Source organism: Pseudomonas syringae (genome assembly GCF_021606685.1).
GTDB lineage: Bacteria > Pseudomonadota > Gammaproteobacteria > Pseudomonadales > Pseudomonadaceae > Aquipseudomonas > Aquipseudomonas syringae_R.
Map to the genome: position 1 here is coordinate 15,527 of NZ_WKCB01000071.1, position 11,623 is coordinate 27,149.

Genomic DNA, 11,623 nt, shown 5'->3' on the forward strand with positions numbered 1-11,623 from the left:
GCACATTCTACGTTTCGGAAGTGCCCATGCCTGCGCTGGCCCACCCTCATCACCTTCACCTGACCCTGGCCAACGGCTTGCGGGTTACCTTGCAACATGCGCCGCGCTTGAAGCGTTGTGCCGCTGTTCTGCGGGTGGCGGCCGGCAGCCACGACGTGCCGCTGGAGTGGCCGGGGCTGGCACATTTCCTCGAACACCTGCTGTTCCTCGGTACCGAGCGTTTTCCCACGAGCGAAGGGTTGATGGCCTACGTGCAACGGCATGGCGGCCAGGTCAATGCCAGCACCCGCGAGCGCACCACGGAGTTCTTCTTTGAACTGCCGGTCGCGACGTTTTCCGGTGGGCTGGAGCAGTTGGCCGACATGCTGACCCACCCGCGCCTGACGCTGGAGGACCAACTGCGCGAGCGCGAAGTGCTGGAGGCCGAGTTTGTCGCGTGGTCCCAGGACGCCAAGGCGCAACAGCAGGTCGCGTTGCTGGAAGGCCTGGCGGCGGATCACCCGTTGCGGGGCTTCCATGCGGGCAACCGCGACAGCCTGCCGGTGGAACGTGAGGCCTTTCAGCAGGCATTGCGGGCATTCCACGCGCACTTTTATCAGAGTGGGCAGATGACCTTGAGCCTGGCCGGGCCGCAGCCGTTGGAAGAACTGGAAGCCTTGGCGCAGCAGTTCAGCGAGGCGCTGGCCGCAGGCCCTTACCACCCACAAAGCGCTCCACCCGCACTGATGCCAGGCCAGGCACGCGCCTATCAATACTGCGCCAATCACCACTTGCATCAGGTCATTACCGCTGATGCGCCCCGCGAGGCGCTGGAGTTTCTCTGCACCTGGCTCAACGCCTCGGCGCCGGGCGGGCTGTTGGCTGAGCTCAAAGCCCGCACGCTGGTCACCGCAATGCAGGCGAGTGTGCTGTATCACTTCGCCGGGCAAGCGCTGCTGGCTATCGACTTTTCCCTCGACACTCACAGCGATTCAGCGACGCAAATCGACGCGTTGCTGCATGACTGGTTGAGCTTTTTCGCACACAGCGATTGGACGCCGTTGCGCGAAGAATTCGCCTTGCTGAACGCGCGCCAACAACAGGTCCAAGGCGCCCTGGCGTTGGCCCGAAACGCAAGCCAGGACCTGTCGGACCACGCTGTCGGCGCCCTCAAGGCCATGCTCGATGCGCTGCCGCTTCCCCCCTCCCGACACCCCTGGCAGCTACCACCGCATAACCCGTTCCTGCGCCCGCCGGTGAAGGAAGAGCGCGCGGGCCTGATTCGCGGCCAAACCAGCGCTCACCGCGGCTTGCGCACGTTTGCCCAGGACCGTTCACGCGGGCGTCGGGAGGCGTCGGCCCTGACCTTCAGCCAGGCGTTGGGGGCCGACAGCGATGAAAGTGCGCTGTATCTGCACTGGCAGTCGGCGCCTGCCGGGGTGGACGGCGCAGTGCTGTCCTTGCACGAGAATGCCCGGCAGGCGGGCGTCGAATTGTCGTTCGAAAGCCAGGGCAATGACTGCCTGGTAAAAATGCTCGGCCTGAACGAGCCCATGCCAGCCGTGTTGGACGCGTTGGTGCACCGGCTGAACCAACCGCTACCGGCTCAACCCGCCCCCGCGTCGATGATAGCCATTCGAGAATTGCTCAAAGCGCTGCCCGCATGCGGCGCTGCCATGGCTGCCCCGCCTGCATCGTGGGCCAACGCCCGCTGGCAAGGCTTGGGGATGGGTTTTCCTGCCACGTACGAAGCCGCGATCAAAACAGCCGCGGCGCGTTTGCCAGGCCAGCCTGCGACCCTCGAACACGCCCTTGCGACTTTAGGCGGCCAACGCCTGTGGCATGAGGTTAACACCCAAGGCAATGAGGCGGCCTTGCTGCTGTTTTGCCCGGCACCAAGCCAGTCGCTGGCGGACGAAGCCGCATGGCGACTGCTCGGCCATCGGCTCCAGGCACCGTTCTACCAACGCCTGCGGGTAGAGCTGCAAATCGGCTACGCCGTGTTCAGCGGCATCCGACAGATAAACGGCCAGACCGGTCTGCTATTCGGCGTGCAGTCCCCCAGCGTATCTCTTGAGGGCATCGTTGATCACCTGCAAACCTTCCTCAAACAACTGCCGGTGCTGATCGACAGCAGCGACGACCTGGGCAACCTGGCGCTGGCGCAGCAGTTTTGTGCGCAGACGCTGCCCCACGCACACGCCGCCGACCTGCTGTGGCATGCGCACCTGGCGGGTCATCCGTCGGATTACCTGGTACAGCTGCAACGGGCGATACAGGCCTGCACTCGGGAACACCTGCAGCATGCCAGCCAACAATTGAACGACGCCCAAGGCGGCTGGCGGTGTGTTGCCAACGGTCCGCGTATCAACGATGCCTGGCACGCGGCACGCTGATCGTTGCCGCCCCTGCAAAAGGCTTTTTCCATCAAGACAGCGCTAACTTGAAAAGAATTGAGTAACATTCCCTAGCACACATCTGAACATCTCCGGCTGGAGGTGGACTATATGTATTACTTGGTAGTGAACGTCCCATCCCTTCGTAGGAGTATGAATATGACTTGGTCCAAACCTGCTTACACTGATCTGCGCATCGGTTTCGAAGTCACCATGTACTTCGCCAGCCGCTAATCCGCTGGGTAATACAACGCCTCGGTTCGCCCGGGGCGTTTTTGTTTTGAGCTTTGTTTGATGGAGCGGCCATGTTTGTCCAGATTCTAGGTTCCGCCGCCGGCGGTGGTTTTCCGCAGTGGAACTGCAACTGCGTGAACTGCGCAGGCTTTCGCGACGGTAGCCTGCGGGCCCAGGCGCGCACGCAGTCGTCCATCGCGATCTCCGACGACGGCGTCAATTGGGTGCTGTGCAATGCCTCGCCGGATATCCGCGCGCAACTTCAGGGCTTTGCACCGATGCAACCTGGCCGCGCCCGGCGTGATACCGGTATCAGCGCGATCATCCTGATGGACAGCCAGATCGACCACACCACCGGCCTGCTGAGTCTGCGCGAAGGCTGCCCGCACCAAGTGTGGTGCACCGACATGGTCCACGAAGACCTGAGCACCGGCTTCCCGCTGTTCACCATGCTCACTCATTGGAACGGCGGCCTGGCCTGGAACCGAATCGAGCTGGACGCCAGCTTCACCATTCCGGCCTGCCCCAACCTGCGTTTCACCCCGCTGCCACTGCGCAGCGCCGCACCGCCCTACTCGCCGCACCGCTTCGACCCGCACCCTGGCGACAACATCGGCCTGATCGTCGAAGACCTGCGCACCGGCGGCAAACTGTTCTACGCCCCGGGCCTGGGCAAGGTCGACGCGCCGCTGCTGGAGATCATGGCCGGCAGCGACTGCCTGCTGGTGGACGGCACGATGTGGGATGACGATGAGATGCAGCGCCGTGGCGTTGGCACGCGCACCGGCCGCGAGATGGGACACCTGGCGCAGAATGGCCCCGGCGGCATGCTTGAGGTGCTGGAGCAATTGCCCAAGCAGCGCAAGGTGCTTATCCACATCAACAACACCAACCCGATCCTCGATGAAGACTCCCCCGAGCGGGCCGAGTTGGTGCGGCGCAATGTCGAAGTTGCTTACGACGGCATGAGCATTCAATTGTAGGAGCTGACCCCATGACTGACACACCGCTGACGACCGCAGAGTTCGAAGCAGCCCTGCGGGCCAAGGGCGCCTTCTACCATATCCATCACCCGTACCACGTGGCGATGTACGAAGGCCGCGCCACCCGTGAGCAGATCCAGGGCTGGGTCGCCAACCGCTTCTACTACCAGGTGAATATCCCGCTTAAAGACGCCGCGATCCTGGCCAATTGCCCGGACCGCGAGATCCGCCGCGAGTGGATCCAGCGCCTGCTCGACCACGATGGCGCGCCCGGTGAAGACGGCGGCATCGAAGCCTGGCTGCGCCTGGGCCAGGCGGTCGGCCTCGACCCGGACCAACTGCGCTCCCAGGAACTGGTGCTGCCCGGCGTGCGTTTTGCGGTGGACGCCTACGTCAACTTCGCCCGTCGCGCCAGTTGGCAGGAAGCCGCCAGCAGCTCATTGACCGAGCTGTTCGCGCCGCAGATCCACCAGTCGCGCCTCGACAGCTGGCCGCAGCATTACCCGTGGATCGACCCGGCTGGCTACGAGTATTTCCGTACCCGCCTGGGCCAGGCTCGCCGTGATGTGGAACATGGGCTGGCGATCACGCTGCAGCACTACACCACCCGCGAGGGCCAGGAGCGCATGCTGGAAATCCTGCAGTTCAAACTCGACATCCTGTGGAGCATGCTGGATGCCATGAGCATGGCCTATGAACTCAAGCGCCCGCCCTATCACAGCGTGACCGAACAGCGGGTGTGGCATAAAGGGATCACCCTATGAGCTTTGATCGCAGCAGAACACCGACCTGGCGCCAGGGCTATCGTTACCAGTACGAGCCGGCGCAGAAAGGCCACGTATTGCTCTACCCCGAAGGCATGATCAAACTCAACGACAGCGCCGCGCTGATTGGCGGCCTGATCGACGGCGAGCGTGATGTGGCGGCGATCATCGCCGAGCTGGATCAGCAATTCCCCGGCGTGCCTGAGCTTGCTGAAGATATCGAGCAATTCATGGAGGTCGCCCGTGCTGAGCACTGGATCACCCTTGCCTGAAAAACCACCGATTGGCTTGCCATTGTGGTTGCTCGCCGAGCTGACGTATCGCTGCCCGTTGCAGTGCCCGTATTGCTCCAACCCGCTGGATTTTGCCGAGCAGGGCAAGGAGCTGAGCACCGAACAGTGGTTCAAGGTGTTTCGCGAAGCGCGGGAGATGGGCGCCGCGCAACTGGGGTTTTCCGGCGGTGAGCCGCTGGTGCGCCAGGACCTGGCCGAACTGATCGCCGAGGCACGCAAACTGGGCTTCTACACCAACCTGATCACATCCGGCATCGGCCTGACCGAGCAGAAGATCAGCGACTTCAAAAAAGCCGGCCTGGACCACATCCAGATCAGCTTCCAGGCCAGCGACGAGCAGGTGAACAACCTGCTGGCCGGCTCGAAGAAAGCCTTCGCACAAAAGTTGGAAATGGCCCGCGCAGTGAAGGCGCATGGCTACCCGATGGTGCTGAATTTCGTGACCCATCGGCACAATATCGACAAGATCGACCGCATCATCGAGCTGTGCATCGCGCTGGAGGCAGACTTTGTCGAACTCGCCACCTGCCAGTTCTACGGCTGGGCGCAGCTCAATCGTGTGGGGTTGTTGCCGACCAAAGAACAACTGGTACGTGCCGAACGCATCACCAACGAATACCGGGCCAAGCTCGAAGCCCAAGGGCACCCGTGCAAGCTGATATTCGTCACACCGGATTACTACGAGGAACGCCCAAAAGCCTGCATGAACGGCTGGGGCAGCATCTTTCTGACAGTGACACCGGACGGCACCGCCCTACCCTGCCACGGCGCCCGACAGATGCCGGTGCAATTTCCGAATGTGCGTGAACACAGCATGCAGCACATCTGGTACGACTCGTTTGGCTTTAACCGTTTTCGCGGCTACGACTGGATGCCCGAGCCGTGCCGTTCCTGCGACGAAAAAGAGAAGGACTTCGGCGGCTGCCGCTGCCAGGCCTTCATGCTCACGGGGGATGCGAGCAACGCCGACCCGGTGTGCAGCAAGTCCGAGCAGCACGGCATCATCCTTCAAGCGCGGGAAGAAGCCGAACACGCCACCCAGACCATCGAACAACTGGCCTTTCGCAATGAGCGCAACTCACGGCTCATCGCAAAAGGCTGACGGGCGCGCAGCCTGAACTTCTGGTTGCACGCGGTGTGAAACGTGGGAGGGGACGTGCTCCCGATAGCGGTGGTTCAGTCAGTGCATGTGCTAACTGATACTCCGCCATCGGGAGCAAGCCCCCTCCCACATTTGACGGCATCAGCGCTTGGCGATGATGTACACGGCGTGAATGATGCCGGGGAAGTAACCGCACAGGGTCAGCAGGATGTTCAGCCAGAACGCGCCGGCGAAACCCACTTGCAGGAACACACCCAGTGGCGGCAGCAGAATGGCGATGATGATACGAATGATATCCATGGGTCAGCTCCAAAAAATCGGCTCGTGTGAGCCGTGTAGCTAATCGACCTTGGGCGCTCGTGAGGGTTCAGTGGGATCTGGCACTCGGCCAGCCTCAGGCGAGAATCTCCAAGCCGTGCTTTTGCACGATGCTCAGCAACTTGAGGGCCATGCCGCTGGGTTGTTTTTCACCGGACTCCCATTTCTTCACCGTGGAGGCACTGGTGTTCAAGTAACGGGCGAATACCGGTTGGCTGACATGACTGTTTTCGCGCAGTAGCTTGATCTGGTCGGCCGGGATTTGCTCCGGGACGGCAGATAGGCATGCTTCGTCATATTCACGGAGGGTGGTTTTGTTGATGGCGCCAATTGAATAAAGTGCCAAGGCAGATTGATGAATGGACTCAAACGCCTCACTTTTATATTTCTTAGTCATGATCTATCTCCACAAACTCCCTGAGATCCAACATCTGCTGAATCTGTGCTTCGTTGAAATGTTCATAAGTCTTAGCCAGCGACCGAAACCAAGTGAGCTAGCTATGACTGATACTGCTTTGATCCTGCTTGGCAAACAAAAGCTGATAAACCCAAAAATGCCTGCCCTTGGCCAAGACAATAGCGCGATGACGATTTTGATTCAGACGCTTCTTCCAAACCCCGCCGCCCAAACTGTCAGCTTGTCCTCTCAGCATTTCGCTAAATGCCTCACTCAACTCCGAATCACAAATCCAAGCCTTACTGGCCGCATGAGCAAAATTGCGGGTTTTGAACAACCTTAACCTCATGGATATCCCTTCCCATAAAACATACCACCCAGTGGTACAGATTAGAAATGGCGCGCAAAAAAGATCTTCACACCCTCTCGGCAGTCCTTGCCAACGCTCGCTAAAAAGCCATTGTTTTCACTGACGATCAATCAACCTTTTCAATCCAAAAATTACACGGACAAAAAAACGCCCCCAGCCAAAAGAATCAGGCTGGAGGCGCCGCGTATGCCGCGAGACGGTTCAGGAAATCGGGGTTAAACGGCGATGCCCTTGCGGCATTGCAGTTGGGCGGTGCGCACGCGGGAGAAGGCGCGAGCCAGGCGTAAAAGCATTTCGTCGATGTTGCTTTTGCTGACCGTCAGGGCCGGGGTGAAGCGCAGGCAGTCCGGTTGCGGGGCATTGAGGATCAGGCCTTCGTGCAGGGCTGCTTTTACCACCGCATCCGCAGAATCATCCGACAACGTCAGGCCCCACATCAGGCCGTGGCCGCGCAATTGGCCGTGGTCGTAACGGTAAGCAAGGCGCGCAAGGCCTTCGCCCAGGTAAAGGCCGGACTCACGCACCTGGTCCAGGAAACCGTGCTCCAGCACTGTATCGAGTACCGCCAAACCGGCCGATGCCATCAGCGCGTTGCCGTGATGGGTGCCTTCCAGGTCGCCCACGTCAAAACAGCAGGCGTTGCCGCGTGCCAGCAGCGCCGCCAACGGTACGCCGCCGCCCATGCCTTTGCCGAGGGTGATGATGTCGGCCCGTACACCGTACTGTTGTTCGGCAAGCAAGGTGCCGCAGCGGCCCAGGCCGGTTTGTACTTCGTCGAGAATCAACAGAATCCCCAGCTCACGGCACAGGCGCTCGACCCCTTTGAGGTAGTGCTCGGTCGCCGGGACCACGCCGGCTTCGCTCTGGATCGGCTCGAGCATGATGGCGACGGTCTGTGCATCGACGGCCGCGTGCAGGGCTGGCAGGTCGTTGAAGGGCACATGGCTGAAGCCTGGCAACTGCGGTTCAAAGCGTGTACTCGCCGAGGCGGCCATGGCGGCGAAACTGCGCCCGTGGCAGCCATTGCTCGCGCTGATGATGCGGTAAGCGCCACCACGATGCCGCTGGCCCCATTTGCGTGCCAGCTTGATCGCCGCTTCGCAGGCTTCCGCGCCGCTGTTGAGCAGGTAGGCCTGGTCACTGCCGGTGCGATGGCACAGGCGTTCGACGAGGTTGAGTTGGGCGCGGTTGTGCAGGCCCATGCCGGGGTTGATCAGGGCCTGAGTCTGCTCGCCAAGGGCGTTGATCAAAACCTGCGGGCTGTGGCCGAGGCTGTTGGCGGCGTTGCCTTGGCTGAAATCCAGGTAGGCGCGCTCATCGCTGTCCCATAGCCAGGAGCCCTGGCCGCGCACGAACACCTGTGCGGGCTTGGCCACGGTGGGCATCAGCGATTGACTGGATAGATCGGCGTGAGGCGCGTCCAGGATCAAATCGTCAAGGCTCGGGGCGGGGCGACGAAACAGGTTCACAGGCGGCCCCCGATAGCAACCGGACCTTGGTAGGCACCCCCTGTGCACATTGCCCTGAGGTTTTTTGCCTTGCCTATGTAAATGCCATCAACATAAACGCTGTTCATTGCCCGATCCGGCCCTGTAAGCCCTGCGAATAGGCGCTAGACTAGGCGTCTCGGGGGCCAACAGCCATTTCGATTTTCCAGCTTTTTCGATAAGTAAGTCTTATGGATTTCAAGCAACTGCGTTATTTCGTCGCGGTGTATGAAGAAGGCCACGTAGGCCGTGCTGCAGAACGCCTGTCGATCTCTCAACCGGCCCTCTCGCAGCAGATTCGCCAGTTGGAACAGAACCTAGATCTCAGCCTGTTCGAGCGCAGCAGCAAGCGGCTGCTGCCCACCCTGGCCGCGCACACGCTGTACAACCACGCGCTGCCGCTGATCGAGGGTATGCAGCAGGCTGTCGAAGCTTTGCGCAACTTCAAGGGCCAGGCCATGCGCACCTTGGCCATCGGCGTGCTGCAAACCGTGCATACCAGCCTGGTGCCGCAAATGCTCGAGCGCGTGCGCAAGGCCCAGCCCCACCTGGTGGTGCAGATCTACGAATTGACCGGGCTGGAGATTGAACGGCGGCTGCTCAATGGCTCGCTGGACATCGGCATCAGCTACCTGCCGCCGCGTCAGCCAGGGCTGCATGGCGTGCTGCTGTATGAAGATGAGTTGAAGGTGGTCATCCCCGAGGATCATCCCCTGCGCGAATTCAAGAAAGTCTCGCTGAAACAAGCGGCAGAGCTGCCGATGCTACTGCTGGGGGAAGAGTTTCAAGTGCGCCAGATCTGGCAGGGCCAGTTGGCCAACCTCGGACGACGGCCGCAGGTACAGGCTGAGCTGAATACCATGGTGGGGATTCTCGACAGCCTGCCCCATTCCAAACTCGCCACGGTATTGCCGGGGCGTTCTCAGGATGAACACAACAGCAAGGCGCTGCTGTGGAAACCCTTGAGTGAACCCAGGGTGGCGCTGAAAGTAGGGTTGGTGTGCCGCGACGTGCAGCGCCAGCAGGCCACGGTGGCGTTGCTGCGCACCTTGCTGGAAGACGTGATGAATGCCCCGCAGGCAAGCGCCTGACTTTTTCGCGGGCAAAAGAAAACCCCGCCGAAGCGGGGCTTTGCAGACTGTTTCCCTGACATCCATTTCACTCCGCCGTCCTGGCAGAATCCTACGTGTCCGTGTTGTTGCTTTGCGCTTCCTGCGCGACGTCCATGTGAAGTAGATTATCCGTGGATCCAATTTGGCGATAGAGGACGAATAGCAGCACGTCATGTAAGAGAATGCTTACACGCCCTCCAAGCCCCTAGAACAGTGCTTCATCCAGCAAAAACAGCGATTCGCTACCGGCTTTTACCGACGCACTCAGCGAATGGATACGCGGCAGCAGGCGCGCAAAGTAGAAACGTGCGGTGCCCAGCTTGCTGGCGTAGAAGTCTTCCTCAGATTCCTTGCCCCACGCGGCCTTGGCCATGCGCGCCCACATGTAGGCATAGGCCATGTAGCCAAAGGCGTGCAAGTACTCAACCGAGGCCGCGCCGATTTCGTTCGGGTTGGTCTTGGCGCGGTCAAGCACCCAGGCGGTCAGTTCGTCCAGGTTATCCACGGCGGCGTTCAACGGTTTGGTGAACTCAGCCAGCTCCGCCCCGGCGGTCGCAGTGAACTGGCGGATCTCGTCGGCGAACAGGGTATAGAACGCGCCGTCGCTGCCGACAATCTTGCGCCCCATCAAATCCAGTGCCTGGATGCCGTTGGTGCCTTCGTAGATCTGCGTGATGCGCACATCACGCACCAGTTGCTCCTGGCCCCATTCCCGGATGTAGCCGTGGCCGCCGAACACCTGCTGGCCGAGCACGGTGGTTTCCAGGCCCAGGTCGCTGAGGAAGGCCTTGGCCACCGGGGTCAGCAACGCCACCAGGTTATCGGCGCGTTCACGCGCAGCCGGGTCTTCACTGAACTTGGCGATATCCAGTTGCGTCGCCACGTAGGTGGAAAACGCGCGGCCGCCCTCGTTGGCGGCTTTCATGGTCAGCAGCATGCGGCGCACGTCGGGGTGCACGATGATCGGGTCGGCCACTTTGTCCTTGGCCTGGGCACCGGTCGGCGCGCGGCTTTGCAGACGATCACGGGCGTATTCAATCGCGTTCTGGTAAGAGCGCTCGCCGGACGCCAGGCCCTGGATGCCCACGCCCAGGCGCTCGTAGTTCATCATGGTGAACATCGCCGCCAGCCCACGGTTGGGCTCGCCCACCAGGTAACCCACGGCGGCGTCGAAGTTCATCACGCAGGTCGCGGACGCCTGGATGCCCATCTTGTGTTCGATCGAACCACAGCTCACCGGGTTACGCGCGCCCAGGCTGCCGTCGGCATTGACCATGAACTTGGGCACCAGGAACAGCGAAATGCCCTTGGGGCCCGCCGGTGCGTCCGGCAGCTTGGCCAGCACCAGGTGGATGATGTTTTCCGTCAGGTCGTGCTCACCGCCGGTGATGAAGATCTTGGTGCCGCTGATCGTGTAGGAACCGTCCGCCTGAGGCTCGGCCTTGGTACGGATAATCCCCAGGTCGGTGCCGGCATGCGCTTCGGTGAGGCACATGGAGCCGGCCCACTCGCCGGAATACATCTTGGGCAAATAGGCGGCCTTGAGCGCCTCATTGGCATGGGTGTTGATCGACACGCAAGCGCCAGAGGTCAACATTGGGTACAGGCCGAACGCCAGGCTCGACGAGTTGATCATTTCTTCGACCTGGGCCGACACCGCCTTGGGCATGCCCATGCCGCCGAAGCTCGGGTCGCCACCGACACCCACCCAGCCGCCTTCGGCGTAGGTTTTGTAGGCCTGTGGATAACCTTCCGGGGTGAATACCGCCGTATTGTCCCAGCGGCAACCTTGTTCATCGCCAGCACGGCTAATCGGTGCGATGGATTTGGCGGTCACTTTGCCGGCTTCTTCGAGGATTGCCTCAACGGTTTCGGCGTCTACCGTGTCTGCCAATGCCGGCAATTGGGCCCAAGTGGTGGCGACCTCAAAAACTTCGTTGAGGACGAAGCGCATATCACGCAGCGGCGCTTTGTAATCAGCCATGGCAAACCTCGTGAGAACGTGAAAAGTGATTCGATAGGATCGGTTTTACAGGCTCCGAGTGTACCCGAACAACTTTTCAGACACATAGGGTCCGTTCGTGACCAGTAAGTATTTATAAGTCACACACAGATCCAATGTGGGAGCGGGCTTGCTCGCGAAGGCGTAGTGTCAGCAACAAATCAGTTGACTGACACTACGCCTTCG

General features: G+C 60.9%; 11 protein-coding genes and 1 pseudogene. 7 read left to right on the plus strand and 5 right to left on the minus strand.

All coding sequences use genetic code 11. The annotated features are described in order from the left end of the window. The first annotated feature begins 26 nt into the window (after window positions 1-26). The 6 genes from pqqF (at window position 27) to pqqE (ending at window position 5,751) form a co-directional block, all read left to right on the plus strand. On the plus strand, window positions 27-2,375 hold the full coding sequence (pqqF, locus tag GIW02_RS21760) for a pyrroloquinoline quinone biosynthesis protein PqqF (protein ID WP_236410704.1): 2,349 nt from the start codon (window positions 27-29) through the stop codon (window positions 2,373-2,375). Between the two features lie 159 nt (window positions 2,376-2,534). Next, a complete protein-coding gene (gene pqqA / locus GIW02_RS21765; RefSeq protein WP_003194766.1) occupies window positions 2,535-2,609 on the plus strand; it encodes a pyrroloquinoline quinone precursor peptide PqqA in 75 nt (24 codons plus the stop codon). Window positions 2,610-2,680: 71 nt separating this feature from the next. Further along, window positions 2,681-3,592 carry a pyrroloquinoline quinone biosynthesis protein PqqB gene (gene pqqB, locus GIW02_RS21770; RefSeq protein WP_236410697.1) on the plus strand — a complete coding sequence of 304 codons (912 nt, stop codon included), beginning with the start codon at window positions 2,681-2,683 and terminating at the stop codon, window positions 3,590-3,592. Window positions 3,593-3,603: 11 nt separating this feature from the next. Beyond that, window positions 3,604-4,356 (plus strand): pyrroloquinoline-quinone synthase PqqC, encoded by a 753-nt coding sequence (gene pqqC / locus GIW02_RS21775; protein WP_017138042.1) that lies wholly within the window; start codon window positions 3,604-3,606, stop codon window positions 4,354-4,356. After that, window positions 4,353-4,628, plus strand: coding sequence for a pyrroloquinoline quinone biosynthesis peptide chaperone PqqD (pqqD, locus tag GIW02_RS21780; RefSeq protein WP_236410698.1), 276 nt, complete (start codon window positions 4,353-4,355; stop codon window positions 4,626-4,628). The genes pqqC and pqqD overlap by 4 nt, the downstream gene beginning before the upstream one ends. After that, window positions 4,621-5,751 (plus strand): pyrroloquinoline quinone biosynthesis protein PqqE, encoded by a 1,131-nt coding sequence (gene pqqE / locus GIW02_RS21785; RefSeq protein WP_236410699.1) that lies wholly within the window; start codon window positions 4,621-4,623, stop codon window positions 5,749-5,751. Before pqqD ends, pqqE begins: the two co-directional genes overlap by 8 nt. 141 nt (window positions 5,752-5,892) lie before the next feature. Here pqqE and GIW02_RS21790 read toward each other — a convergent pair whose 3' ends face one another. From GIW02_RS21790 to GIW02_RS21805, 4 genes and pseudogenes are all read right to left on the minus strand, one after another. Beyond that, entirely contained in the window at window positions 5,893-6,051 is a 159-nt protein-coding gene (locus GIW02_RS21790) for a YqaE/Pmp3 family membrane protein (RefSeq protein ID WP_010207008.1), read from the minus strand. 94 nt (window positions 6,052-6,145) lie between these two features. Next, window positions 6,146-6,466, minus strand: a complete 321-nt coding sequence (locus GIW02_RS21795; RefSeq protein ID WP_236410700.1) for a helix-turn-helix domain-containing protein — start codon at window positions 6,464-6,466, stop codon at window positions 6,146-6,148. Next, window positions 6,459-6,815 (minus strand): annotated as a pseudogene (locus tag GIW02_RS21800) (type II toxin-antitoxin system RelE/ParE family toxin). Before GIW02_RS21800 ends, GIW02_RS21795 begins: the two are co-directional and overlap by 8 nt. A 236-nt stretch (window positions 6,816-7,051) precedes the next feature. Further along, window positions 7,052-8,305 (minus strand): aminotransferase class III-fold pyridoxal phosphate-dependent enzyme, encoded by a 1,254-nt coding sequence (locus tag GIW02_RS21805; protein WP_236410701.1) that lies wholly within the window; start codon window positions 8,303-8,305, stop codon window positions 7,052-7,054. A gap of 209 nt (window positions 8,306-8,514) precedes the next feature. Here GIW02_RS21805 and GIW02_RS21810 point away from each other — a divergent pair, with 209 nt between their 5' ends. Continuing rightward, window positions 8,515-9,414 carry a LysR family transcriptional regulator gene (locus GIW02_RS21810; RefSeq protein WP_236410702.1) on the plus strand — a complete coding sequence of 300 codons (900 nt, stop codon included), beginning with the start codon at window positions 8,515-8,517 and terminating at the stop codon, window positions 9,412-9,414. A gap of 226 nt (window positions 9,415-9,640) precedes the next feature. Here GIW02_RS21810 and GIW02_RS21815 read toward each other — a convergent pair whose 3' ends face one another. Next, on the minus strand, window positions 9,641-11,419 hold the full coding sequence (locus tag GIW02_RS21815; protein ID WP_236410703.1) for an acyl-CoA dehydrogenase C-terminal domain-containing protein: 1,779 nt from the start codon (window positions 11,417-11,419) through the stop codon (window positions 9,641-9,643). Window positions 11,420-11,623 lie beyond the last annotated feature (204 nt).

Coding starts and splice junctions, on each gene's coding strand:
- pqqF (WP_236410704.1), top strand. CDS start 27: ATGCCTGCGCTGGCCCACCCTCATCACCTTCACCTGACCCTGGCCAAC.
- pqqB (WP_236410697.1), top strand. CDS start 2,681: ATGTTTGTCCAGATTCTAGGTTCCGCCGCCGGCGGTGGTTTTCCGCAG.
- pqqC (WP_017138042.1), top strand. CDS start 3,604: ATGACTGACACACCGCTGACGACCGCAGAGTTCGAAGCAGCCCTGCGG.
- pqqD (WP_236410698.1), top strand. CDS start 4,353: ATGAGCTTTGATCGCAGCAGAACACCGACCTGGCGCCAGGGCTATCGT.
- GIW02_RS21790 (WP_010207008.1), bottom strand. CDS start 6,051: ATGGATATCATTCGTATCATCATCGCCATTCTGCTGCCGCCACTGGGT.
- GIW02_RS21795 (WP_236410700.1), bottom strand. CDS start 6,466: ATGACTAAGAAATATAAAAGTGAGGCGTTTGAGTCCATTCATCAATCT.
- GIW02_RS21810 (WP_236410702.1), top strand. CDS start 8,515: ATGGATTTCAAGCAACTGCGTTATTTCGTCGCGGTGTATGAAGAAGGC.
- GIW02_RS21815 (WP_236410703.1), bottom strand. CDS start 11,419: ATGGCTGATTACAAAGCGCCGCTGCGTGATATGCGCTTCGTCCTCAAC.